The sequence below is a fragment of the Actinacidiphila sp. bgisy145 genome (genome assembly GCF_057708125.1).
In genome coordinates this window covers 1-25,786 of sequence record NZ_JBYIRL010000051.1, presented here as the reverse complement: position 1 = coordinate 25,786, position 25,786 = coordinate 1, and the positions used below count along the sequence as shown (strand labels likewise).

Sequence of the window (25,786 nt, the reverse complement as noted above, 5' to 3'; positions counted from 1 at the left end):
CATCAGAAGGAGAACGCCATGCCCGGACCCGAGTCCGACCCGCGGCGCCACACGCCAGGAGAGGTCCGCGACGACACCCGGCAGGACGCCGGGGCCGCCGGTACCAGCCGCCGGCAGTTCCTGCTGCTGGGCGGCGGGACGATCGGCGCCCTCGGCCTGAGCGCGGCGGGCGTGTCGAGCGCCGCCGCGGACGCCGCCAAGGGGACGCCCGCGGCCGCCGCCCGAGGCGTCACCCCCCTCGGCCTGCGGGCCGCGGCGATGACCGACCCGCTCGGCATCGACGTCGAACGCCCCACCCTCAGCTGGCGGTTGGGCCTGCCGGCCGGCGCCGCGCCCACCGCGGCCGCGGTGCGGCAGAAGGCGTACCAGGTACAGGTCGCCACCAGCGCCGCCGCGCTCGGCCGGGGGCGCCCGGACCTGTGGGACAGCGGCCGGGTGAGCGGCGCGCGCACCTTCTCGGTCCCCTACGGCGGCAAGCCGGTCCCGGCCCGTACCCAGGCGTTCTGGCGGGTGCGGGTGTGGGACGAGCAGGGCGGCGCGACGGCGTGGAGCGCGCCCGCGGTGTGGGAGACCGGCCTGCTCGACGCCGGCGACTGGGCGGCGCGGTGGATCGGCAACGCCGAGTGGGAGCAGCCCTACGGCGTCACCGCGCAGCTGGCGGCACCCCGGACCGCGCGCTATGTCCGGGTGACCGTCACCGACCTGGGCCGTCCCGCGTCGGCGCTCGACGACACCGCCCACTGGAAGCCGCAGTTGCAGATATCCGAGATCGCCGTGCGGGACTCCGCCCGCCCCGGCGTGGACCTGGCGCACGGCGCGCCCGTCACCGCGTCCGACACCCTGACCGTGCCCGGGCAGTGGGCTCCGGAGTACCTCACCGACGGCAAGCTCACCTCGACGCAGGCGCCGTACGGCTACCAGAGCAGTGTCCGGTCCGACACCGATATCTCCGACGACCCGGTGGTGCTCACGCTCGACCTGGGCTCGGCCGTCACGTTCGACTCGGTGGTGGTCTACCAGCGCTGGGACGCGCCCAGCCAGTGGGGCATGACCCCGGACTACCCCAGGACGTTCAGCGTCTCGGCCGCCGACGACCCGGCCGGGCCCTTCACCGGCGTCGCCGACGTGAAGAAGGACGACAAGCCCTACCCGCCCTCCAGCATGCACGACGCGCCGGCCGCACTGCCGCTGTTCGCCAAGGACTTCACCGTCTCCGGCGAGGTGGCCAGGGCCCGGCTGTACATCTCCGCGGCCGGCATCCACGCCGCCACCGTCAACGGCCGCGCCGCGGGCACCGCGGTCCTCGAACCGCCGAACACCAACGTCCTGACCGAGGTGCCGTACGCCACGTACGACGTCACGAAGCTGCTGGCGAGCGGCCGCAACACCGTGGGCGTGGAGATCGGCAACGGCATGTGGGACGTCTTCAACACCCTCGACAACCCCAGCCGCTACATCAAGGCCACCGCCGGTTTCGGGCCGCCGCGGCTGATCGCCCAGCTGGAGATCCGCTACACCGACGGCCGCAGCCACACCGTGGCCACCGACGGCAGCTGGCTGACGGCGCTCGGCCCGACCACGTTCAGCAACTGGTACGGCGGCGAGGACTTCGACGCCCGCCGCGTGCAGCCCCGCTGGGACCACCCCGAAGGCGACCGCCGCGCCTGGCAGCAGGCGGCCGTCACCGCCCCGCCCGCGCCGGGCACCGCCCTGGTGGGACGGCTCGCCCCGCCCATCGAGATCGTCGACGTCCACCCCGCCGTCGCGATCACCTCGCCCTCCGAGGGCGTGTACGTCATCGACTTCGCCACCAACAGCGCGGGCTGGCAGCAACTGCGGATGAGCGGCCCGGCCGGGACCACGGTGACGATGCTGCCCGGCGAGAAGCTGACCGCGGCCGGCACGGTCGACCAGTCGACCACCGGCAAACCGATCTACGACACCTATGTGACGGCCGGCTCAGGCGAGGAGATCTGGCAGCCGCGCTTCGTCTACCACGGTTTCCGCTACCTGGAGGTGCGGGGCCTGCCCCGGGCCCCCTCGCTCGGTGACGCCAAGACCCTCGTCCTGCGCACCGCCAACCCCGAGGCGGGCTCCTTCACCTGCTCCGACGACCTGCTCAACAGCATCCACACCATCATCGACCGGTCCGTGCAGAGCAACATGTACTCGGTGTTCACCGACTGCCCGCACCGCGAGAAGCTCGGCTGGCTGGACCAGACCGGCCTGGCCCTCGGCGCCGCCACCCGCAACTACGACATCGAGGCGTACGGCCGCAAGCTCGTGCGCGACATGATCGAGGCGCAGGCCCCCGACGGGATGGTGCCCACCACCGCACCGGAGATCGCCCTGTTCGCCGGCGCCTACCGCTACGACGCCAACTGGGGCGGCTCCATCGTCCTGGTGCCGTGGCAGCTGTACCGCGCCTACGGCGACACCTCGACCCTGCGCTCCACCTATCCGGCGATGAAGCGCTACCTGGAATACCTCGGCGGCCTCGCCTCGGGAGACCTGCTCGACGGCGGCCTCGGCGACTGGGAGTCGGTGGAGACCACCACCCCGACCAAGGTGGTGCAGACCTACGCCTACAAGCGGCTGGCCACGACGCTGGCCCACATCGCCGGCGTCCTGGGCGAGAGAAGCGACGCGAAGCGGTACGACGCGCTGGCCGCCCGGATCACCGCCGCCTTCAACGCCGCCTACCTCGACGCGTCCGGCGCCACCTACGCGTCGGGCAGCCAGGCCTGCAACGCGCTGGCGCTCGACGCCGGCTTCGTGCCGGCGGCGCGGTCGGCGGCGGTGCTGGCCACGCTGATCGCCGCCATCCGCGCCGCGGGCAACCACCTGGAGGTCGGCGAGGTCGGCCTGCCCGCGGCCCTGCGGGTGCTGGCCGGCGCCGGCCGGCACGACGTCATCTGGGACATCGCCACCCAGACCACCTACCCCAGCTACGGGCACATGGTGGCCACCGGCTCGACGTCACTGGCCGAGTCGTGGGGCGGCATGGGCACCAGCGCCTCGCAGAACCACTGGATGCTCGGCGCGCTGGAGGAGTGGTTCACCGCGGGGCTCGGCGGCATCACCCAGACCGCCGACTCGGTGGCCTTCTCCGAACTCGCACTGGCCCCGGCGGTCGTCGGCGACCTCACCACGGTCGACGCCACCTACGACACTCCGCACGGCCGCGTCGCCAGCTCCTGGCGGCGCTCGGGCACGTCCCTGTCGCTGGCGGTGTCCGTGCCGCCCAACACCAGCGCCACGGTGGCGGTGCCGCTCGCCCCGGCCGGCGGGGCGAAGGCCGTCGTGACGCCGTCGCGCGGCGCGGTGCTGGTGCGCCGCGACGCCGACACGGCGGTGTACCGCGTCGGCACGGGCGCGTGGTCCTTCCGGGCCGCACGGCCGTGAGCCGCACGGCCGTGAACTGACGCCCCGCCCGGCGCCCCCGCGGCCCGCGAAAGGCGCCGGTGACGCGGCCGGGGGGGCGGCGGTGGGCAGCGCGGCGGGTCCGGGGCCTGTCGCGCACACGGGAACACTCCTGCGGCGGACGGGTCGGCAGGCGCTCCGGCCCCGCGCGGTGACGACCGGCGCCAGGGGCGGCGGCCGTGCTCAGCGGTTGACGGCGTCGACCTCTGCCCGCGCGGCCGCCACGATCTCCGGGTCGGTGACGAAGTGGGTGTCGGTGCCGGCCGAGCCGCTCGCCGGACCCATCGGCACCCACGTCCCACCCCGCCGGGCGGGCGCGGCCCGCTTCGCCGACAGGTGGACCGCCGCCGCACCGGTGGCCGCCAGCGCTGCCACGTCACCGGGTCCGACGCCCGCGCCGGCCATCACCTCGGTGGCGGGGACGGCCGCGGCGATCGCGGCGATCGTCCCGGCCCCGGCCGGCGCGGTCACCGCCCCGCCCGAGGTCAGGATGCGGGTGGCGCCCAGCGAGGCCGCCAGGACGGCCGTGGCCACCGGGTCGGCCGCCTGGTCGATCGCCCGGTGCACGGTCACCCCGACCGGGCGGCCGGCCGCGCTCCCCGCTTCGGCGGCCGCGTCCAGCAGTCTTCGCATCGCCCCGGTGTCCAGGGCACCGGCCGAGGTCAGCGCGCCGACCACCACGCCCGCCGCACCCGCGGCCACCGCCTCGCGCACCTCGGCGGCCATGAGCGCCACCTCCTCCGCGTCGTACACGAAGTCGCCCGGGCGGCAGCGGACCAGGACGTGCACCGGGGGTCCGACCGCGCACGCCGCCGCGACCAGCGCGCCCGACGGGGTCACTCCGCCCAGTTCCAGGGCCGAGCACAGCTCCACCCGATCGGCCCCCGCCTGCCTCGCAACCCGGGCGCCGGCGGGGCTCGCCACGGCGATCTCCAGTTGCAGACGCCGCGCCGAGCTCACTCGTCGCCCCCGGTCAGCGGCTCGTCCGAGGGCGCGATCAGGCGGGCGGTGAGGTCCGGCGCGGCCATGTCCGGGTCGAAGGGGAACATCGGACGGCGGATGCGGTGGTGGCCCAACCGCACCAGGTCCTGGTCGACACCGCCGGGGGTGAGCGCCATCTTCCAGTCCGCGGCCATCGCGAACAGCTCGGGTTCGAGGTAGCCGATCTTGACGATGACGATGTCCGCGCCGCGCGGGTCGAGCGCCAGGTCGGTGAAGTCGTGCTCGTGGTGGTAGGGCTTGCGCAGTTCCGTGAGGATCACGAAGACGCTGCCGACCCGCAGCACCACCTCGGTCCGCGCGTCCCGGTCGCCGTCCCGCACGGCGTGCACGACGCCCGTCATCGTCAGCGGTCCCTCGTGCCGGTCGTCGACCTCGGCGCCCGCCGTCACCGTCACGGTCGCGCCGACTCCTGCCTGCCGGGCCCGCGCCACCGCCGCCGGGCCGGGCACGGAGGCGTACAGGACCGTCGGCCCGCCGGCGTCGCGGAACTCCGGCCGGGCCAGCACCCGGGCCAGTCCCCAGGTCACGTCGCCCGCCCCGCCGGCCGTGGGGTTGTCGCCGGTGTCGCTGACGAAGTACGGGCGCCGCGCCGAGGACAGCGCCTGGTCCAGGCACTCGTCCAGCGTGCCGGTCGGCGCGACGAACCCGAACTCCCTGCGGCGGTCCCAGAACCCCCGGGCCAGGCGCTCCGCGCCCGCGGCGACAGCGTCCCGCGAGGGACCGGTGACGACCACCGCCGCGCGGTTGCGGGGCTCGTCGGCCCACGCGTAGCCGACCCAGATCGCCGCGTCGGTGACGCCGTCGAGCGCCTCCACCTCGGCGACCGCGGCGTAGACGCTTCTGGCCGGCTCGATCCGGGTCGAGGTCTGCTCGCCGGCCAGCAGCACCGGCACCGGCACCCACGCCTTGAACGGCCTGGGCACGCCCGTCACCAGCAGGTCCACCAGGTTGCGGACCGCGCGCTCCTTGGTCTCCATGTGGTCCTCGTGCGGTGCCATCCGGTAGCACGTGATCAGGTCGCTGCGGTGGGCCAGTTCGCGGGAGACGTTGCCGTGCAGGTCCATCGAGGTGGACACGATGACGTCCGGACCGACGGTGGCCCGGATTCGGTCCAGCAGCACCGCCTCGGCGTCGTCGACACCCTCGACGGTCATCGCGCCGTGGATGTCGTACCAGAGGCCGTCCAGCGGCGGCAGGTCCGCGAGGCGGGCGATGAGTTCGTCCGACAGTTCGGCGAAGGCCGCCGCGGTGACGGTGCCGCCCGGCAGCGACTTGCCGACGAGCGCGCCGTGCCATGCGGCCGCCTCCCGCAGCGGCTCGCCCGGTGCGAGGAACGGGTAGCGCTCCAGCACCTGCTCGCCGCGCGACGGGTGGAAGGCGGGGGCCTGGGTGCGGGCGGGCGAGAACGTCGAGGACTCGATGCCGATCCCGGCGATGGCGATGACCGGGCGGGCTACGGGAGTTCGGGAACGCGGCATGGGCTGCTCCTGCGGTGGTCGGGGTCGGGGGTTACGTCGGCGTGGCGGCAGTGGCGGCCGCGCGGCACGCGCGGCCGCCGGTCAGCCGTCGAGGCGCGCCGGGCCGCGCGGGTGGGTCCTGGGCAGAGCACCTGCGCCGGCGGGGACGGCCTCGGTCGCGTCGTGCAGCGCCCGGGCCATGGCGCGTTGCAGGGCGAACAGGCCGGCGCCGAACAGCCCGGCGTCCGCGCCGAGGCTGGCCCGGGCGATGGTCAGGTGCTCGGTGACGAGCGGGTGGCAGCCCTCGTAGAGGCGGCTGCGGACCGCGGCGACGAACGGCTCGAGGGTGGACAGGATGCCGCCGAGGTACACGGCGTCGGGGTTGAAGAAGTTCACGTTCGCGGCGAGGACGGTGCCCAGGTAGCTGCCGGCCTGGCGCACGGCGCCGGTGGCCAGCGGGTCGGAGTCGGACGCCAGCCGCACCACGTCCGCCAGGGACGCGACCGCCGCGCCGCGCTCGCGCAGGATGCGGACCAGGGCCGCTCCGGAGGCGACCGTCTCCAGGCAGCCGGTGTTGCCGCAGGAGCACGGGGTGTCGCCGGCCGCGTCGATCCGGACGTGGGTGATGTCGCCGGCCGCGCCGGTGGCGCCCCGGTAGAGCTTGCCGTCGACGATGATGCCGGTGCCGATCGCGGAGCCGATCTTCACCATGATCGACTGGCGCCGCTCCACGGGCTGGACGGCGTGCTCGCCGACCGCCATGCAGTTGGCGTCGTTCTCCACGGCGGCCGGCACGCCGAACCGGTCCTGCAGCCAGTCGGCGACCGGGAACCTGTTCCAGCCCGGCATCCGTGAGGGCAGCGTGGCGGCCCCGGACTGCACGTCCACCGGCCCGGGCAGCGAGACACCGACACCCCGCAGCCTCCTGCGCCCGTGCCCCTCGGCCAGTGCTTCCAGGGTCTCTGCCAGTTCCGGCAGGGCGACCTCGGGCCCGTCGGCGATGGCGAACGGCACCGTGGAGACGTCCGTCAGCTCCCCGCCGGGCAGCACCACGCCGATGCGTGCGTGCCGTCCGCCGAGGTCGGCGGCGACCGCGAACTCGTCGGTGGCGCCGATCCGCAGGATCTTGCGGGGACGGCCGCCGGTGGACGCGCTGGTGCCGTGCTCGGCGACCAGTCCGCGGCTGACCAACTGGCCGACGGTCAGCGAGATCGTGGACGCCGACGCGCCCAGCCGCTCGGCGAGTTCGGCGCGCGAGGTGCCCTGCCCGGAGGCGATGAGTTCCAGGACGCGCTCGGCGAGCGACGGTGTGCCGGAGGCGCTGTTCCTGTGCGGCGGACTTACGTCGGGCATGGAGAAACTTACTTCCGATTTGACGGTGGACGGCGCCGACAGTACGCCCGGAAGGCTTCCGGAGGAAGGGGCGTCCGCCCTCCGGAGAATCCCGGCCACCGGACCGGAAACCCCGCCACTGCCGGGAAATCGGGCCTCTTCGGTCGATGCGGCGGACCTTTTTTCGAAACAGCAGAAACATACTTGTTATCAACAGGGGTTTGTTTTTTCGACCGGAGACGTCGTTGACTGTTCCGCACCCGCCGGTCCCAGAAGTTTCCGGTATATCCGGTTCCAGCGGTCGTCCACCTGAGGAGAATCATGTTTCCTGTCCGCACGACGGAACGCCGCCGCTGGGCCCTGGTGGCGGGCGCCGCGCTCGCCGCCGGATCGCTGCTCGCAGGCTGCAACGGAGCGAACGGCTCGTCGTCGTCCGCGTCGTCCGGTTCCATCAACTACGCGCTGCCCGCGAACTTCACGCCGAACTGGATACTGCCGATCGGCACTCCGGCCCACCTCAACACCAACAACGTCTCGATAGCTGCCTCGTTGTGGGAGCCGCTGGTCGCCTACGACGGCTCCACGGGCACCATCAACTGGAACAAGAAGGCGTCGATAGCTTCCGCGGCGGACTTCGCTGCGGACGGCAGGAGCGTCACCGTGACACTCGGGGACCGGCACTGGAGCGACGGCAAACCGATCACCTCCCGGGACGTCCAGTTCTGGTTCAACGTCATCAAGGCGAACAAAGCGCAGTGGGCCGGCTACAGCGCCGGAAAGGCGCCCGACAACTGGACCGGCCTGAAGGTCCTGGACGACCACCGCTTCACCCTGACGTTCGACCGGTCCTACAACGACCAGTGGATGCTGGCGAACGAGCTGAGCCAGATCACGCCGCTGCCGCAGCACCTGTGGGACCGCACCTCCGCCTCCGCCGCCGTCAGTGACGCCGACACGACCACGGCCGGTGCCAAGCAGGTGTGGACGTTCCTGAACTCGGCGGCGAAGAACATCTCCAAGTACGCCTCGGACCCGCTGTGGAAGACCGTCAGCGGGCCGTACACGGTCCGCTCGTTCTCCACCGCGGGCAAGGTCGTGCTCACGGCGAACAAGAAGTACGACGGCGGCGAGAAGGCGCACATCCCGACGGTGAACCTGCTGCCGTTCACCACGACCGCCGCCGAGGAGAACGCGCTGCGATCCGGGCAGGTCGACTACGGCTACATCAACGCCACCGACCTGGACCAGAAGGCGTCCTTCACCGGTCAGGGCTACACCGTCAAGCCGTGGACCGGCTGGGCGGTCACGTACATGCCCTACAACTTCGACAACCCCGCGATGGGGGCGGTGTTCAAGCAGCTGTACGCGCGGCAGGCCGTGCAGGAGTCCATCGACCAGGACAGCCTGGCCAAGGTCATCTTCAACGGCACCGCCGTCCCCGGCTACGGGCCGGTCCCGCAGGCGCAGAGCTCCGACTTCGTCTCGGCGGCGCAGAAGGACAACCCGTACCCGTTCTCCACCGCCAAGGCCAGGGCGCTGCTGACCGCGCACGGCTGGGCCGACCAGGGCGGCACGATGACCTGCGTGCGGCCCGGCTCCGCCGCGAGCCAGTGCGGCACGGGTGTCGCCAAGGGCACCGAGTTCCGCATGCAGGTGCTCTCCCAGTCCGGATCGACCGTCACCGACAACATGATGAGCGCCATCCAGTCGTCGCTCGCCAAGACCGGCATCGGCTTCTCGATCAAGACCGCGCCGGTCAACTCGGTGCTCGCCCAGACCCCGCAGTGCACCTCCGACCAGGCGTCCTGCAAGTGGCAGCTGTCCTTCTTCGGCACCGCCGGCAGCTGGTACTTCCCCGCCTTCCCCACCGGCGACTCGCTCTTCCAGACCAAGGGCGGCTCGAACTTCGGCAGTTACTCCAACCCGCAGGTCGACAAGCTGATCGCGCAGTCGACCACGTCGACGTCCGACACCGCGGTCCAGCAGTACAGCGCGGCCCTGGCCAAGGACCTGCCGGTGGTCTGGCTGCCCGAGCCCGACTACCAGATCTCGGTCATCAGGAACGGCCTCGGCGGCTTCGCCCAGGACTCGCTGGCCGACTTCCACCCCGCCCAGTGGCAGTGGACCGGCAAGTGAGCCCGGTCCGGGTCCCACGACGGCACTGATCGAACCGTTCGGAAGTCGATGAACACTTACCTGTACCTGGCTAGACGCGTCCTGCAGGCCATCGCGGTGATCCTCATCGTGACGGTGGCGACGTTCTGCCTGCTGCACGCCCTGCCCGGGGGCCCCGCGCGCGGAATCCTCGGCCCGCAGGCCACCCCCCAGCAGATCGCGCAGTTCGACCACGCCCAGCACCTCGACCAGCCGCTGCCCGTGCAGTACGGCGCCTACCTCGGCCGCCTGCTGCACGGGGACCTCGGCACCTCCTACACGCTCAACGAGCCGGTCTCCCAGCTCATCGTGCAGCGCCTGCCCAAGACGCTGGTCCTCACGGTGCTGTCCGCGCTCGTCGGGCTGCTGCTGGCGGTGCCGCTGGGCATGTGGCAGGCCGTCCGGCGCAACAAGCCGGTCGACTACGTCATCACCACGCTGAGTTTCGTCGCCTACTCCACGCCGGTGTACTTCCTCGGCCTGATCCTGGTGCTGGTCTTCAGCCACGTTCTGCCCTGGTTCCCCGCGCAGGCCCCGCAGGGCGACTCCCTCGCGCAGGTCTTCGCCGATCCGGCCGGGCTGGTCCTGCCCGTGGTGGCCGGCGCCGCCTCCGTCGTGGCGGTCTTCAGCCGGTACATGCGAGCGGCCACGCTGGAGAACCTCTCCGAGGACTACGTCAGGACCGCCCGGGCCGGCGGCTCGCGGCGCGGCGCGATCCTGCGGCGCCACGTGTTCCGCAACTCGCTCACCCCGGTCGTGGCGATGCTCGGCTACTACGTACCGGTGCTCTTCGGCGGCGCCCTCGTCGTCGAGCAGCTGTTCAACTACCCCGGCATGGGGCTGCTGTTCTGGACCGCCGCGCAGTCGTCGGACTACCCGGTGCTGCTCGGCTGCGTGCTGGTGATCGCCGTCGCCACCGTCGTGGGCACCCTCCTCGCCGACATCGTCCAGCGGATCATCGATCCCCGAGTGAAGGAGGACCGCGCATGAGTGCCGTACTCCAGCCGGGCCGGCTGCCCGGCGACGGGCCGGCGGCCGAGCCGGCCGACCCGGTCGCCGCCGCGGGACTGCGCCTGGCGTTGCGCAGGTTCGCCCGCAACCGGCTGGCCGTGGTCGGTCTCGCCGTGGTCGTGCTGTTCTTCCTGTTCTGCTTCGCCGGCCCGCTGCTGTACTCCACCGACCAGATCCACACCACGCTCACCGAGGTGAACCTCGCACCGAGCGGGAGCCATCTGCTGGGCACCGACGCGGTCGGCCACGACGAACTGGGCCGGCTCATGTACGGCGGCAAGGTCTCCCTCGTGGTGGGTCTGGCCGCGGGCGTCCTGGCCACCGTCATCGGCACCCTGTGGGGCGCGGCCGCGGGATACGCCGGCGGCTGGGTCGACGCGGCCATGATGCGCGTCGTCGACGCCGGCATCGCGATCCCCGCGCTGTTCATCCTCCTGGTGGTCTCGGCCATCTCCACCCCGGGCGTCCTCGGACTGATCGTGATCCTCGGCCTGGTCTCCTGGCTGGTCCCCTCCCGCCTGGTGCGGGCCGAGACCCTCACCCTGAAGAACCGCGACTACGTGCACACCCTGCGCGCCATCGGCGGCACCCACACCCGGGCCGTCGGGCGGCACATCCTGCCCAACTCCGTCTCCACGATCGTGGTGGCGGCCACCTTCCAGGTCGCCGACGCCATCCTGCTCGTGGCGTACGTGTCCTACCTGGGGCTCGGCCTCCAGCCGCCGAAGACCGACTGGGGCGGCATGCTCTCCGCGGGCCTGACCGCCACGTACTCCGGCCGCTGGTGGCTGATCCTTCCGCCGGGCCTTGCCGTCATCCTCGTGGTGTGCGCCTTCAACGCCATCGGCGACGGGCTCCGTGACGCCTTCGACGTGAGAGGACGCCGATGAACGCCGCCGAACACCCCACCGCGGCCGCGGGGGACGCCATCCTCGACTTGGACGACCTCAGCGTGGTCTTCTCCACCGAGACCGGGGACGTGCCCGCCGTACGCGGGGTGTCACTGCACGTCCGGCCCGGCGAGACCCTCGCCCTGGTCGGCGAGTCCGGGTCCGGCAAGTCCACCGTCGCGCTCGCCTCCATCGGCCTGCTGCCGGACAACGCCCACGCCACCGGACGGGCCCGGCTGGGCGCCACCGACGTGGTGGCCACCGGCGAGAACCAACTGGCCCGGCTGCGGGGCCGCACCGTCTCCATGGTCTTCCAGGAGCCGGCCACCGCCCTGGACCCGCTCACCCGGATCGGCGACCAGATCGCCGAGGTGATCCGCAACCACCGCCCGCTGTCCGCCCGCGAGGCACGGCAGGCCGCCGTCGAACTGCTGCGCCGCGTCGGCATTCCCGAACCGGCCCGGCGGGCGTCCGCGTTCCCCTTCGAACTGTCCGGCGGCCAGCGCCAGCGCGTGGTCATCGCCATGGCGATCGCCAACGACCCGGTGCTGCTCATCGCCGACGAGCCCACCACGGCCCTCGACGTCACCGTGCAGGCCGAGATCCTCGACCTGCTGCGCCGCCTCACCGCCGAGACCGGCACCGGAGTGCTGCTGGTCACCCACAACATGGGCGTGGTGGCCGACTTCGCCGACCGTGTCGCCGTCATGCTCCAGGGCGAGATCGTCGAGACCGGACCCGTCGAGGACGTCCTGCTGCGCCCGCGCCACGACTACACCAAACGGCTGCTGGCGGCGGTGCCGCGCCTGACGGTGGCGGAACCCGAAGAGGCGGCGCCCCGGGGCGTGGCGGCGGGCACGGGCACGAAGTCCGGCGCCTCCGCGACGTCCGGATCTGCCCGGTCCGCGGGAGCCGCCGGGTCCGCCGAGTCCGTGGTCGACCTGCGGGCGGTGACCGTGGCCTTCGGCCGCGGGCGCGGCGCGGTACGCGCCCTGGACGACGTGTCCTTGAGCGTGCGGCCCGGCGAGACCGTCGGCCTGGTCGGCGAGTCGGGATCGGGCAAGTCCACCGCGGCCCGCGTCGCGCTCGGGCTGGTGCGCCCCACCGCCGGCACCGTCACCCTCTTCGGCGCCGACCTGCGGAAGGTCTCCGCGCGGTCCCGCCGCTCCCTGCGGTCCGGCGTCGGTGTCGTCCTTCAGGACCCGGTGGCTTCGCTCGACGCCCGTATGTCGGTGGGTGAGTGCGTCGCGGAGCCGTTGCGCGTCCACCGCCGCCGGATGTCGTCGAAGGAGCGCCAGGACCGCGTCGCGGACATCCTGGACCGGGTCCGGCTGCCGCGCGGTTTCGCCCGGCGCACCCCCCGCGAGCTGTCCGGCGGCCAGCGCCAGCGGGTCAGCCTCGCCCGGGCGCTCGTGCTCGATCCGCGGCTGCTGGTGGCCGACGAGCCGACCAGCGCGCTCGACGTCAGCGTGCAGGAAGCGGTCCTTCAAGTGATCACCGAACTCCAGGACGACCTCGGCTTCGCGTGCCTGTTCGTCTCCCACGACCTCGCCGTGGTGCAGGACTTCGCCGCACGCGTCGTCGTCATGCGGGCCGGCCGGATCGAGGAGCAGGGCCCCAGCGAGGTGACCCTGCTGCATCCGGCGACGGACTACACCCGCCGCCTGCTGGCGGCCGTCCCCGTCCCCGACCCGGTGCTCCAGCGCCGCCGGCGCGCCGAACGGCAGACCGGGGCCGAGGGGCCCGGCAGGGACGGATCGGCCGCCGGCGGATCGGGCGTGACCGCGTGACGACGACACCCGCGCCACCGCGGCCCACGCGAGCGGTCTTCGCCGGGGTGGACATCGGCGGCACCACCACACAGGTCATCCTGTGCACCGAGTCCCTGGAGGTCCTGGACCGCGTCGAACTCGCCACGCCCGCCACCGAGGGCGGAGGCGCCATGGTCGGGACGGTGCTGGACGGGCTGCGGCTGCTGCTCGACCGCGTGCCGTCACGACTGGCCGGGGTCGGCGTCGGGGCGGCCGGCATCGTCGACACGCGTACCGGCCATGTGCTGGTCGCCAGTGACTCGTTCACGGACTGGGCCGGGTTCGCGGTGACCGGCACCATCCAGGCGGCACTCCACGTGCCCGCCTTCCTCGACAACGACGTCAACGCCTTCCTGCGCGGTGAAGTCGCCCGCGGCGCCGTCGCGGGCGAGTCGCACGCGCTGGGCATGACGCTCGGCACCGGCGTCGGCGGCGCCCTGTGGGTGGACGGCGCCCTCATGGACGGACCGCACGGCGCGGCCGGGGAGATCGGCCACATCCCCGGCTTCGGCGAGCTCCTGTGCTCCTGCGGCGGCCGGGGCCACCTGGAGACCCTCGCCTCGGGCCGCGCGCTGGCGGCCCGGTACGCCGAGCGCACCGGACGGGACACCGACGCGCGCGGGGTCGCCGCCGCGGCCGCCGCCGGCGACCGGGACGCGCTCGCGGTGTTCGAGGCGGCAGGGGCGGCCCTCGCGCGCGCGATCCTGATCACGGCCGGCATGGTCGACGTCACCACGGTCGTGATCGGCGGCGGCGTCAGCCGCGCCTGGCCGCTGCTGGAACCGATGGTGCTCGCCGCCCTGGCCGCCGAACCACCGGTCAGCGGCTGTCCGATCCGGCTGGTCCCGGCACTGCTGGGCAGCGACGCGGTCGCGATCGGGGCGGCGTCCCGGGCGCGCGCGGAACTGCGCGCGGGATCGCCGGCCGGCGCCGCACCGGCCGCCGAGGCTGCGCCGGTCAGTGGGTACGGGCCGCGCGCTCCGCGTTCTTCTCCTTGATCCGCACCACTTCCCTGCGGAACTCGGCCTGCACGGTGCGCTCCTGGACCAGCCACTCCGGCTGGTCCTGCTTGAGCGCCTCGATCTGCTCGGTGGTGAGCGCCTCGGTGACGCCGCCGCGTGCCAGGCCCGTGATGGACACGCCGAGCTTGGCGGCAACCACCGGCCGCGGGTGCGGTCCGCGGCGCCGCAGTTCCACCAGCCACTCGGGAGGATCGGTCTGGAGTGCCTTCAGCTCGGCGCGGGAGACGACACCCTCCTGGAACCCGGCGGGCGTGGCCGGGAGGTACACGCCCAGCTTCTTCGCCGCCGTCGCGGGCTTCATGGTCTGGGTGGTCTGCTGCGACGTCATGCCGTCAAGGATAACGAGCGTGCGTGCCGCCTTTGACCAGCAGCGGATAGCCTGGTGACGTGACAGGCTCGGAAGCACCCTCCTCGTTCCGGCTCGCATACGTTCCGGGTGTGACACCGAGCAAGTGGGTGCGGATCTGGAACGAGCGGCTGCCGGAGATCCCGCTCACCCTGGTGCAGGTGACCGCCGCGGAGGCGTTCGGCGTGCTGCGGGACCGCGGGTCCGGCGCGGACGCCGGATTCGTCCGGCTTCCGGTGGACGGGCCGGACCTCAGCGCGATCCCGCTCTACACGGAGACGACGGTGGTCGTCGTCCCCAAGGACCACCTGTTCGCGGCGGTCGACGAGGTGACCGTGGACGACCTCGCCGACGAGATCGTGCTGGACCCGCTGGACTCCACCCTCACCTGGGAGAAGCTGCCGGGGCAGCCCGCGAGAGAGCGCCCCGCCACCACCGCGGACGCCGTGGAACTGGTCGCGGCGGGCGTGGGCCTGCTGCTGGTCCCGCAGTCCCTGGCCCGGTTGCACCACCGCAGGGACCTCACCTACCGGCCGGTCCCGGGCGCCCCCGAGTCCCGCGTCGCCCTGTCCTGGTCGCAGGACGGGACGACCGACCTGGTGGAGCACCTCATCGGCATCGTGCGCGGGCGCACCGTCAACAGCACCCGCGGCCGTCCCCTTCCGGGCCGGACCGCACAGGGCGGCCGGACCGCGCAGACCGCACAGGGCACCCAGGGCAAGAGCCCGGGCAAGGCGGCGGACGGGCGCCGGCAGCCCGCACGCGGCGGGTCCGGCTCCAGCGCGAAACCCACCCGCAGGAGCGGCAGTACGGGCGGCGGGCGCGGCAAACCCCGCCGCCGCTCGTAGCCCACCGGACAAGGGGCCCCGTCGGTTCGGGGCTGCCGACACGAGGAAGGACCAGGACCCCATGACGACGAAGCAGCCGTCCGCCGGCCGCTTTGGGCCCGGCAGGTCCGATCGGACGGCAGGTTCGTTCGCGGAGCTGGACCTCCCGGACGCGCTGGTGCGGGTGCTGGAGGCGCGCGGGGTGCGGGAACCGTTCCCGATCCAGGCGGCCACCCTGCCGAGCGCGCTGGCCGGCCGGGACATCCTCGGCCGCGCGCGGACCGGCTCGGGCAAGACCCTGGCCTTCGGGCTCGCGCTCCTCGCGCGCACCGCGGGCCGCAGCGCCGCACCGAAGCACCCTCTCGCGCTGGTCCTGGTGCCGACGCGGGAACTCGCCCAGCAGGTGCACGAGGCGCTGGCCCCCTACGCGCAGGCGGTCGGGCTGCGCTCGGCGGCCGTGGTCGGCGGACTGTCGGTGAACCGGCAGGTCGCGGCCCTGCGGGCGGGTGCCGAGGTCGTGGTGGCGACGCCGGGACGGCTGGCCGATCTGGTGGCCCGGCGGGACTGCCACCTGGACCGGGTGCGGATCGCCGTGCTGGACGAGGCGGACCAGATGTGCGACCTGGGTTTCCTGCCGCAGGTCACGGAGATCCTGGACCGGATGCCGCCCGGAGGGCAGCGGATGCTGTTCTCCGCGACGCTCGACGGCAACGTCGACCAGCTGGTCCGGCAGTACCTGAGCGAGCCGGTGCACGCCGCGGTCGACCGGGCGGAGGGCTCCGTCGCGACGATGGAGCACCACGTACTGCACGTCCATCCCGCCGACAAGCTCGCGACGGCGACCGAGATCGCGGCCCGCGACGGGCGCGTGCTGATGTTCCTGGACACCCGGCACGGTGTGGACCAGTTCACCCGCCACCTGCGGAGCAGCGGTGTACGGGCGGGCGCCCTGCACAGCGGGAAGTCGCAGCCGCAGCGCACGCACACGCTGGCCCAGTTCAAGGACGGCGGGATCACCGTGCTGGTGGCCACCAACGTCGCCGCCCGCGGCATCCACATCGAGTACTTGGACCTCGTCGTCAACGTGGACCCGCCCGCCGACCCCAAGGACTACCTCCACCGCGGTGGACGCACAGCGCGTGCCGGGGAGTCCGGCAGCGTGGTCACCCTGGTCACGCCCGGCCAGCGCCGGGACGTGAACCGGATGATGTCGGACGCCGGCATCCGGCCCACGGTCACCGGGGTCCGCTCCGGCGAGGCGGCACTGACCGGCATCACCGGCGCCAGGCGTCCACCGGTGCAGGACAGGGAGAAGACCGGCAAGGCACCGTTCCGGGGGCTGGGCACCGGTACGGGGCGCCCGAAGAAGGAGTCCCGCAAGGCCGCGGAGGCGCGCGCGATGACCGAGGCCCGCAGGGCCGCGCGCGTACGCAAGGCCCGCTGACCGCCGGGCGCGGGCGGAGCGCCTGCGCCCGGCGGGTCCCCGGTGAGGGTTACAGCCCGCTGTTCCCGTCGCCCTTGGTGACGGTGAAGCCGGGTGATCCGTCGAGGTACAGGCCGCCGGAGGAGGCGCCGGTGACGGTGGTGTTGCTGATGATCATGGCGCCGGTGACGTCGTAGATGTCGATGCCGTAGGTCCCGGCGCCGTTGATGGTGTCGTGGTCGAGCGTGATGTCGGCGATCTTGTGGTCGTAGCTGAGCAGGACGGCCTGGTAGGTGCTGTCGGTGATGGTGTTGCCGGTCACGGAGATCGGCTGGAGGATGTCGCCCTGGTCGGCGGCGTAGATCCACAGCGCGCCGATGTCGGTGCTCCAGTTCTTGTGGTAGGAGCCGGTGCGCTGGAGGAGGTTGTCGCGGACGGTGGTGGGTCCGGAGAAGTTCTGCCCGAAGTAGGTGGTGACGGTGATGCCGGAGCCGTTGACGACGGTGTCGCTGACGGCGTTGTTCTCCACGGTGTTGCTGCCGCCGCCGTAGACGCCGATGCCGTTGGCCAGCACCGGGAGCTGGACCGTGTTGTGGGAGACCGTGCAGTGGGTGACGTCGCCGCCCTCGGTGTCCAGCGCGATGTTGTCGTCGCCGGTGTTGCGGACCGAGGACTGCTCGACGCGGCTGCCGTCGGAGCCGCCGTGGAGGTGGATGCCGTCGGCGAAGATGTCGCGGGCCCGCACGCCCGAGACGAGCAGGCCGGTGCCGGGGGCGGCCCAGATGCCGACCTTGGCGTGCTCGGTCCACACGTCGTAGATGAGCGATCCGGCGGTGAAGGTGCCCTCGATGGCGGCGGCGCCCTGGTTGTTGTTGCGCCAGGTCTGGTCGCCGGAGATGGTCAGGTCGGCGATCTGGTTGCGTCCACCGGTGGTGAACAGGCCGCCGTCGCCGTTGGGGGCGGTGGACTGGAGGGTGGTGTACCAGGGGCCGGCGCCGCGCAGCGACACGTTGGCCAGGTTGACGCGGCCGGAGATGCTGTAGGTGCCGGCCGGCAGCCACAGGCCCTTGCCGGCGGCGGCCGCCTGGCTCGCGGCGCTGGTCAGCGCGGAGGTGACGTCGCCGCTGCCGGGGGTGACGCCGTAGGTGCTCGCGGAGACGTAGCCGGCCGGCATCGTGTAGGCGGGGTCGACGAGTTCGGTGTCGATGACGTCGACGGTGTAGGAGGCGGCGGTGTCGGCGGCGTCCTTCTGCAGCTTCAGGACGGTGCCGGCCGGCCAGGTGGTGGCGTTGAGGTAGCGGACCTCGTCGTAGAAGTGGTGCCCGGTGGTGGAGTCGGGGGTGTTGGTGTCGTTGTAGCCGTCCCCGTACAGCCAGGAGAAGGCGTCGGTGGTCTGGAGGTCGGTGACCTTGGTGCTGCCGGCGTACAGCGACAGCGGCTTGGTGCCGGAGCCGTCGGGGATGCTGTAGCGCACCACCACGGAGTTGGCGGGCTTGGTGAGCGTGATCTGGACGTACTGCCCGGTGCTCTTCAGCTGCACCGCGCTGCGCGCGGTGGACTCGGCCGCCAGGCTCGGGTAGTTGCGGCCGGCCGGCAGGACGCTGCCGGTGGTCGAGGCGCTCGCGGCGCGGTACTCGGTCCAGGGCACGGTGGCGCCCTGGGCGGCGGGGGCGGTTCCGCCGTCGACGGAGACGCTGTCGATGGCCACGTCGCCGGTGTCGCCGCTGTCGTGCTGGAGTCCGACGAGGTTCAGGCCGCCGCGCAGGGGCAGTTGGCTCGTCACGTAGGCCCAGTCGTTCGCGGCGGGCAGGCTGAGCTGGGTGGAGCGCACGCCGTTGAGGTAGAGGGAGAGGGTCTGCGCCGAGCTGGTGGTGTTGCGGTAGGTGACCGCGACCGGGTACGTCCCGGCGGACGCGGCGAAGGCGTCGACGACGGTCTGCGCGCCGGTGGCGGTGAAGCCGGTCAGGTAGCCGCTGCCGGTGTATCCGGACAGTGCGGTGGCCGTCGAGGGGCCGCCGGTGGAGAACGCGGTCTCGGCCTGGTACGCCTGGCCGGGGGCGCTGCCGCTGCCGCCGCCCGGGGACGTCGGCGGCGTGGTCGGCGGGGACGTGGTCGTGGTGCCGACGGTGATGTTGTCGAGGTTGACGTTGCCGTTGTCGGAGCTGTCGAACCGGTAGGCGATCGAGTTGGCGCCCGCGGCCAGGGTGAGGTTCTCGGTGCGGGTGGCCCAGGTGTCCCAGTCGGTGGTGGCGGCCAGGGAGGTGGCGAGGGCCTTGGTGCCGTTGACGTAGACCGACAGGGTGCGGGTGGAGCCGGTGCCGTTGGCGTACCGCAGGGTCACCGGGGTGCTGCCGGCCGCGCTCGCGGTGACGGTGAACGTGGCGGCGGCGGAGCCCTTGTTGCCGTCGGTGAAACCGCCGACGAAGCCGCTGCCGGTGTACCCGGTGTGGTCGCTCTGCACACTGGTGCCGCCGGACAGCGTCGCCGACTCCGCTTCGTACTGCCCGGCCGCGGGGGCGGCGGCCGGGGTGACGGTGATGTCGTCGAGGTTGACGTTGCCGTTGTCGGAGCTGTCGAAGCGGTAGGCGATCGAGTTGGCGCCCGCGGCCAGGGTGAGGTTCTCGGTGCGGGTGGCCCAGGTGTCCCAGTCGGCGGTGGCGGCCAGGGAGGTGGCGAGGGCCTTGGTGCCGTTGACGTAGACCGACAGGGTGCGGGTGGAGCCGGTGCCGTTGGCGTACCGCAGGGTCACCGGGGTGCTGCCGGCCGCGCTCGCGGTGACGGTGAAGGTGGCTGCGGCGGAGCCCTTGTTGCCGTCGGTGAAACCGCCGGCGAAGCCGCTGCCGGTGTACCCGGTGTGATCGCTCTGCACACTGGCGCCGCCGGACAGCGTCGCCGACTCCGCCTGGTAGGTCGTGCCGGTCGAGGCCGCGGACGCAGGTGTCCCGGGCCAGCCGAGCAGCGCGACGACGACGGCCAGCAGCGCGGCGACCGACAGCAGCGGTAGGACCGCCCGGCGGTGTACGGCGAAAGGATGGTGGGGCATGAGGGGTCTCCCGAATCGGGGAGGCGGAATGAGGTGACGCGCAACGTAGCGCGGCGTTAACCGCCGGGCAATACGTTCCACCGGAATTCGCGGACCGCCGCGCGCCATATTCCGGGCGTTTTCGGGTTTGCGCGGCGGGAGTTCCCAGCAGGGGCGGCGAATTCGGTGGAAGCGCGTGAAAACGGGGCGCGGCGGCAGCGCGGGTGCGGTGTCCGCTTCTTGCCGCGCGCTTGCGCGCCCTTCCGCGGGCGGGCCGTCGACCCGTCCGCGCCCCCGCCGGAACCCGTCCCGCCCGCGGGCAGCCGCCGCCTGCACACCCCTGGGACCTGGGCGGAAGCCCCGGCGAAGCCCCGGCCGGACCGCCGCACCGCACGTCGTGGTTTTGCACGCCGTTTCGTAAGCTTTTTGCGCACCCGTTCCATCAAGCGGTCCCCGATTTGCGTCTTTGCATTTACGTATTGCCATGAGGTGAAGAGGCACGTAACTTGTGCGTCACCTCGGGGGAGGCAGAGCCCCTGCTTCCCCATTTCCACTTCAGGGACGATCCATGACCGGTTTCCCGGCGGGCAGCAGAGCCCGCATCGCCGTCGTCGTCGCCGCGGCGGCGGCATTGGCTCTCACCGCGAGCGGCTGCGGCGGCACCTCGAAAGGCTCCGCGTCCAAGGACGGTAGCGTCACCATCACGGTGAACGACATGCCGGCCAAGACCGACCCGGTGAACCGCAAGATCTTCCTGCAGGACGTGGCCGCCTTCGAGAAGGCGCACCCCAAGATCAAGGTGGTGCCGCACGAGGGCCAGATGGACCCGCAGACCTTCGCCACCAAGCTGGCGGGCGGGCAGCTGGAGAACGCCTTCTACGTCTACTTCACCGACCCGGCCGGCCTCATCGCCAAGCACCAGGCCGCGGACATCACCGACTACCTGACGGACTATCCGGCGTCCGCGCAGGTCAAGCCGGCGCTGCGCAAGGTCTTCCAGGACGCGCAGGGCCACAGCTACGGCGTGCCCGAGGGCAACTACTCGATGGGCCTGGTCTACAACCGCAAGCTGTTCCAGCAGGCCGGCCTCGACCCCGACCAGCCGCCCACCACCTGGGACGAGGTCCGCGCGGACGCGAAGAAGATCGCCGCCCTCGGCCACGGCACCGTCGGCTACGGGGACTACAGCAAGTCCAACACCGGCGGCTGGCACTTCACCGCCGAGATGTACTCACGCGGCGGTGACGTGGCCAAGCAGCAGGGCGACGGGAGTTGGAAGGCCGACTTCGACAACGCCACCGGCAAGGCCGTCCTCCAGCAGTTGCACGACATGCGCTGGACCGACGGCTCGATGGGGCAGCGGCAACTGCTGGAGTGGGCCGACCTGCTCCAGATGATGGGCTCGGGCAAGCTGGGCATGTACCTGGCCACCTCCGACAACATCCCCACCATCGCCTCGCAGTACAAGGGCGACCCGAACGACTACGGGCTGGGCCCGATGCCGGACGGCAAGGGCACGCTGGCCGGCGGCGGCGGGTTCATGTTCAACCCGAAGGACTCCCCCGCGCAGATCAAGGCCGCCCTGGCGTGGGTGATGTTCAAGTACGAGAACCCCGACCGGATCACCGCGGGCCAGCAGCGCGCCGCGGCCAACAAGCAGCCCGTCGGCCTGCCCGAGCCGAACATCTGGACCGGGGCGGCGGAGCGGACCAAGGCGGCGGCGGACAAGAAGTACGCCAACCAGCCGGTGGCCAACTACGCCCCGTTCGAGAAGGCGGCCGGCTCCGTCCCGCTGAACCTGGAGCCGCCCAAGGCCCAGCAGATCTACGCGGTGCTGGACACGGTGATGGCCAAGGTGCTCACGCAGAAGGACGCCGACATCGACGGTCTGCTGTCGTCCGCCTCCCGGCAGGTCGACTCCCTGCTCGCCGGGCAGTAGGCAGCCCCGCCCACTCCGTCCCTTCGTCCGCGGGCCGCGCACAGCCCTGACCGCACGGCGCGGCCCGCGGACCGCCGCCACCAGGCCGCGGTGCCCGCCCGGCATGCCCGCCGCGGCCGTCGATCCCCGTCGCGGCGGCCGCGGGCCGGTACCCATCCAGCTTCGAGGAGAACCCCTATGGCGACGTCCCTGGCGCCGCACCGTCCCGACGCGCGTCCCCACGTACGCCCCGACCCGCGCACGGTGCGCGGCTCGCGGTTGCGGCGGCGGATCGCCGACAACGCGATGGCCTACGCCTTCCTCGCCGCCGGCATCCTGTGCTTCGCGTACTTCTCCTGGTACCCGCTGGTGCGCGGGGTGATCCTCAGCTTCCAGCAGGACAACCTGATCACCGACCCGCAGTGGGTGGGGCTGACCAACTACCGCCACCTGTTCGCCGACCCGCTGTTCTGGACGGCGTGGAAGAACACCGCCGAGTTCACCGGCCTGGCGCTGGTGCTGGGGTACGCGGTGCCGTTCGTGATCGCGGTCCTGCTCAACGAGCTGCGGCACTTCAAGGGCTTCTTCCGGGTGGCGGTCTACCTGCCGGTGATGCTGCCGCCGATCGTCAGCGTCATGCTGTGGCAGTACTTCTACGACCCGGGCCAGGGCCTGTTCAACACCGTCCTGCGCGGGGCGCACCTGCCCACCTCGCAGTGGGTGCAGTCCCCGCACACCGCGATGATCTCTCTGGTGCTGGTCTCGACCTGGGCCAACATGGGCGGGGCCACGCTGATGTACCTGGCCGCTCTGCAGTCGATCCCCGGGGAGCTGTTCGAGGCGGCCGAACTGGACGGCGCCGGCATCTGGGCCCGGCTGCGGTTCGTCACGCTGCCGCAGATGCGGTTCATCATGCTGGTCCTGCTCCTCCTGCAGATCATCGCCACGATGCAGGTGTTCATCGAGCCGTTCCAGATGACCGGCTTCACCGACCCGTCCACGATCACCGTGATGACGCTGATCTACCGCTACGCCTTCGCCGTCAACAACGACTTCGGCCTGGCCGCGGCCATGAGCGTGCTGCTCTTCGCCGTCCTCGGGGTCTTCGCCGCGCTCTATCTGCGGCTGACCCGAGACGCCGACTGACACCCGGGGAAGGAACCCACCCCATGTCCACGACCACGCCTTCCTCGCCGGCGACCCGCAGCCTGCTCTCCGACCAGGAGCTCGCCCGCCCCCGCAACCGGCGCGTGTACTTCGCCGTGCTGACCGTGACCGTGCTGGTCTTCTGCGCGGCCTTCCTGTTCCCGCTGTACTGGATGGCCTCGTCCGCGCTGGAGACCCCCAAGCAGTTCGCCGCCCAGACCCCCACCCTGCTGCCGAAGTCCGTCCACCTCGCCGCCTACCACGACGCCTGGACGCAGATGGACATCGCGCACTTCTTCCTCAACACCGTCTACTACGCGGTCGGCGGCTGGTTCATCCAGATCGCGGTCGACGTCTGCGCCGCCTACGCGCTGTCCAAGCTGCGCCCGGCCTTCGGGAAGGTGGTCTTCGCGGGGATGCTGGCCAGCCTGATGCTGCCGGCCGCCGCGCTCCTGGTGCCCGCGTACCTGACGGTGACCGACCTGCCGATCCTGCACGTCAGCCTCCTCAACTCGCCCTGGGGGCTGTGGCTGCCGGGCGCGGCCAACGCCTTCAACATCTACGTGCTGCGGCGCTTCTTCGACCAGATCCCCGGCGACATCCTCGACGCCGCCGCCATCGACGGCGCCGGCCGGCTCCAGGTGCTGCTGCGCGTGGTGCTGCCGCTGTCCCGCCCGGTCCTCGCGGTGATCTCCATCTTCTCGGTCGTCGGGATGTGGAAGGACTTCCTGTGGCCGCTGCTGGTGCTCCAGGACCCGGACAAGCAGACGCTCTCCGTCGCCCTGCACCGGCTGTCGACCTCCACCACGCAGGTCCCGCCGACCGAGATGATCGCCGGGCTGGCCATCGCGGCCGTCCCCATGATCGTGCTCTTCCTCTTCTTCCAACGGCACATCCTCGGCGGCCTGTCCGCCGGCGCCCTCAAGGGCTGAGACCCGCCGGACGGTACGACCCGCCGCCGACGTACCGGCCCCCAGCCGAACCGACACGCCCGGCGCCCAGCCGACCCCGCCGGCCCGGCCGCCGCGGCCGGGCCCGCCCCGCCGCGCCCGCGAACGGCGCACGTCCTCTCAACCAAGGAGCCAGCCCCCGTGGCCACAGCGAACGACACCGCCGCCCAGCAGTCCCCGTGGTGGCGGGACGCCGTCATCTACCAGGTCTACCCCCGCTCCTTCGCCGACTCCGACGGGGACGGCGTCGGCGACCTGACCGGTGTGCGCGAGCGCCTGCCCTACCTGGCCGGCCTGGGTGTGGACGCCCTGTGGTTCAGCCCCTGGTACGCCTCCCCGCAGGCGGACGCCGGCTACGACGTCGCCGACTACCGCCGGATCGACCCCGCGTTCGGCACCCTGGCCGACGCCGAGGCCCTGATCGCCGAGGCCCACGCCCTCGGCCTGAAGATCGTCGTGGACATCGTGCCCAACCACGTCTCCGACCGGCACCCCTGGTTCCGCGAGGCGCTGGCCTGCGGTCCCGGCGCCGAGGCCCGCGACCTGTTCTGGTTCCGGCCCGGCCGCGGCCCGGCGGGCGAACTGCCGCCCAACGACTGGCAGTCGGTCTTCGGCGGCCCGGCCTGGACCCGCACCACCAACCCCGACGGCACCCCCGGCGAGTGGTACCTGCACCTGTTCGCCCCCGAGCAGCCGGACCTGAACTGGAACAACACCAAGGTGCGCGAGGAGCACGAGAGCGTCCTGCGGTTCTGGTTCGACCGCGGCGCCGACGGCGTGCGCATCGACTCCGCCACCATGCCCGCCAAGGACCCGGCCCTGCCCGACTTCGACCCGGCCGCCCCGCCGCTGCCGCACCCCTACATCGACCGGGACGACGTCCACGGCATCTACCGCTCCTGGCGCGCCCTGGCCGAGGCCTACTCCCCGCCGCGCGCGCTGATCGGCGAGGTCTGGCTCGCCGACCCGGTCCGCTTCGCCCACTACCTGCGGCCCGACGAGATGCACACCGCGTTCAACTTCGACTACCTCAACAGCCCCTGGGACCCGGCCGCCCTGCGCACCGTCATCGACGCCACACTGAGCTCCCACGCCTCGGTCGGCGCCAGTCCCACCTGGGTGCTGTCCAACCACGACGTCACCCGGCACGTCACCCGCTACGGCCGGGCCGACTCCTCCTTCGGCCACGCCCTGCGCCAGCACCGCACCCCCACCAACCTCGCGCTCGGCACCCGGCGCGCCCGCGCTGCCCTCCTGCTCGCGCTCGCGCTGCCCGGCGGCCACTACATCTACCAGGGCGAGGAACTCGGCCTGTGGGAGGTCGAGGACATCCCCGACGACCTGCGGCAGGACCCGATCTTCCACCGCACCGGCGGCACCGACGTCGGCCGTGACGGCTGCCGCGTCCCGCTGCCGTGGTCCGGCGACCGGCCCCCCTTCGGCTTCAGCCCCGACACCGCCCAGGCCGCACCCTGGCTGCCCCAGCCCGCGCAGTGGGCCTCCTGCACCGCCGAGGCCCAGGACGGCCGGCCCGGGTCCATGCTCACCTTCTACCGCACCGCCCTCGCACTGCGCCGCGGCGAACCCGGCCTGCGCGCCCTCGACTTCCGGTGGCTCCCCGTCGACGATCCCGCCGTCCTCGCCTTCACCCGCGCCGACGGCTTCGTCTGCCTCGCCAACCTCTCCCCCGCCCCCGCGCCGCTGCCGCCGGACACCCACCTGCTCCTGGCCAGCGACGTGGACTTCGACCCGGCGACCGGCCACCTGCCGCCCGACACGACCGTCTGGCTGCGCCGGCCCTGACCGCATTTCCGCCATTTCCGCCGCGCATTCCCCGCGAAGCGGCCGCCCGGCCCCGAACGCCCCGCACCGGGCGGCCCCTTCGTCCCGGCCCACGACCCACGACCGACACGCACGGAGTGATGCCCCATGGCTCGTAGACTTTCCGAGGTGGCCCGTCGGGTGGGCGTCAGTCAGGCGACGGTCAGCCGCGTCCTCAACGGCAAACCCGGGGTGTCCGACGCGACCCGGCAGGCGGTCCTCACCGCCGTC

18 protein-coding genes are annotated in these 25,786 nt (G+C 72.5%); 13 read left to right on the top strand and 5 right to left on the bottom strand.

Translation table 11 applies throughout. The annotated features are described in order from the left end of the window. The first annotated feature begins 18 nt into the window (after positions 1-18). On the top strand, positions 19-3,405 hold the full coding sequence (locus tag AC3ERT_RS32295; RefSeq protein WP_435178390.1) for a family 78 glycoside hydrolase catalytic domain: 3,387 nt from the start codon (positions 19-21) through the stop codon (positions 3,403-3,405). Between the two features lie 201 nt (positions 3,406-3,606). Here AC3ERT_RS32295 and AC3ERT_RS32290 read toward each other — a convergent pair whose 3' ends face one another. From AC3ERT_RS32290 to AC3ERT_RS32280, 3 genes are all read right to left on the bottom strand, one after another. After that, positions 3,607-4,347 carry a copper homeostasis protein CutC gene (locus AC3ERT_RS32290; RefSeq protein WP_435137090.1) on the bottom strand — a complete coding sequence of 247 codons (741 nt, stop codon included), beginning with the start codon at positions 4,345-4,347 and terminating at the stop codon, positions 3,607-3,609. A 32-nt stretch (positions 4,348-4,379) separates the two neighbouring features. Further along, positions 4,380-5,903, bottom strand: coding sequence for a M81 family metallopeptidase (locus tag AC3ERT_RS32285; RefSeq protein ID WP_435178388.1), 1,524 nt, complete (start codon positions 5,901-5,903; stop codon positions 4,380-4,382). A gap of 81 nt (positions 5,904-5,984) precedes the next feature. Next, a complete protein-coding gene (locus tag AC3ERT_RS32280) occupies positions 5,985-7,235 on the bottom strand; it encodes an ROK family protein (protein WP_435137096.1) in 1,251 nt (416 codons plus the stop codon). A gap of 300 nt (positions 7,236-7,535) precedes the next feature. On the opposite strand from AC3ERT_RS32280, the gene AC3ERT_RS32275 reads away from it, so the two are divergent. The 5 genes from AC3ERT_RS32275 to AC3ERT_RS32255 are packed head-to-tail and all read left to right on the top strand — an operon-like array spanning position 7,536 to position 14,078. Beyond that, positions 7,536-9,350, top strand: a complete 1,815-nt coding sequence (locus tag AC3ERT_RS32275) for a peptide ABC transporter substrate-binding protein (protein WP_435178386.1) — start codon at positions 7,536-7,538, stop codon at positions 9,348-9,350. 48 nt (positions 9,351-9,398) lie between these two features. Continuing rightward, entirely contained in the window at positions 9,399-10,358 is a 960-nt protein-coding gene (locus AC3ERT_RS32270) for an ABC transporter permease (RefSeq protein WP_435137102.1), read from the top strand. After that, positions 10,355-11,269, top strand: coding sequence for an ABC transporter permease (locus AC3ERT_RS32265; protein WP_435137105.1), 915 nt, complete (start codon positions 10,355-10,357; stop codon positions 11,267-11,269). The genes AC3ERT_RS32270 and AC3ERT_RS32265 overlap by 4 nt, the downstream gene beginning before the upstream one ends. Then, positions 11,266-13,059: a dipeptide ABC transporter ATP-binding protein gene (locus AC3ERT_RS32260; RefSeq protein ID WP_435178384.1), complete on the top strand. Its 1,794-nt coding sequence runs from the start codon at positions 11,266-11,268 to the stop codon at positions 13,057-13,059. Before AC3ERT_RS32265 ends, AC3ERT_RS32260 begins: the two co-directional genes overlap by 4 nt. Then, positions 13,056-14,078 (top strand): ROK family protein, encoded by a 1,023-nt coding sequence (locus AC3ERT_RS32255; protein WP_435178382.1) that lies wholly within the window; start codon positions 13,056-13,058, stop codon positions 14,076-14,078. The genes AC3ERT_RS32260 and AC3ERT_RS32255 overlap by 4 nt, the downstream gene beginning before the upstream one ends. On the opposite strand, the gene AC3ERT_RS32250 is transcribed toward AC3ERT_RS32255, so the two are convergent. Then, positions 14,038-14,430 (bottom strand): DUF5997 family protein, encoded by a 393-nt coding sequence (locus AC3ERT_RS32250; RefSeq protein WP_435178380.1) that lies wholly within the window; start codon positions 14,428-14,430, stop codon positions 14,038-14,040. The genes AC3ERT_RS32255 and AC3ERT_RS32250 overlap by 41 nt on opposite strands. Before the next feature lie 59 nt (positions 14,431-14,489). Between AC3ERT_RS32250 and AC3ERT_RS32245 the strand changes: the two genes are divergently transcribed. Beyond that, entirely contained in the window at positions 14,490-15,296 is an 807-nt protein-coding gene (locus AC3ERT_RS32245) for a LysR family substrate-binding domain-containing protein (RefSeq protein WP_435137117.1), read from the top strand. A 61-nt stretch (positions 15,297-15,357) separates the two neighbouring features. Further along, on the top strand, positions 15,358-16,719 hold the full coding sequence (locus tag AC3ERT_RS32240) for a DEAD/DEAH box helicase (RefSeq protein ID WP_435178378.1): 1,362 nt from the start codon (positions 15,358-15,360) through the stop codon (positions 16,717-16,719). Between the two features lie 49 nt (positions 16,720-16,768). Here the strand turns inward: AC3ERT_RS32240 and AC3ERT_RS32235 are convergent, their stop codons facing one another. Continuing rightward, positions 16,769-19,741 (bottom strand): CBM35 domain-containing protein, encoded by a 2,973-nt coding sequence (locus tag AC3ERT_RS32235; protein WP_435178376.1) that lies wholly within the window; start codon positions 19,739-19,741, stop codon positions 16,769-16,771. A gap of 547 nt (positions 19,742-20,288) precedes the next feature. On the opposite strand from AC3ERT_RS32235, the gene AC3ERT_RS32230 reads away from it, so the two are divergent. The 5 genes from AC3ERT_RS32230 to AC3ERT_RS32210 all read left to right on the top strand — a co-directional run. After that, positions 20,289-21,659, top strand: a complete 1,371-nt coding sequence (locus AC3ERT_RS32230) for an ABC transporter substrate-binding protein (RefSeq protein WP_435178374.1) — start codon at positions 20,289-20,291, stop codon at positions 21,657-21,659. A 177-nt stretch (positions 21,660-21,836) separates the two neighbouring features. Next, entirely contained in the window at positions 21,837-22,784 is a 948-nt protein-coding gene (locus AC3ERT_RS32225; RefSeq protein ID WP_435137127.1) for a carbohydrate ABC transporter permease, read from the top strand. A gap of 23 nt (positions 22,785-22,807) precedes the next feature. Further along, positions 22,808-23,716 carry a carbohydrate ABC transporter permease gene (locus AC3ERT_RS32220; RefSeq protein WP_335982552.1) on the top strand — a complete coding sequence of 303 codons (909 nt, stop codon included), beginning with the start codon at positions 22,808-22,810 and terminating at the stop codon, positions 23,714-23,716. Positions 23,717-23,875: 159 nt separating this feature from the next. Further along, complete coding sequence (locus AC3ERT_RS32215) at positions 23,876-25,537, top strand: glycoside hydrolase family 13 protein (RefSeq protein WP_435178372.1); 1,662 nt, start codon at positions 23,876-23,878, stop codon at positions 25,535-25,537. Positions 25,538-25,663: 126 nt separating this feature from the next. Beyond that, a partial coding sequence (locus AC3ERT_RS32210) for a LacI family DNA-binding transcriptional regulator (RefSeq protein WP_435137136.1) occupies positions 25,664-25,786 on the top strand: 123 nt, incomplete at its 3' end.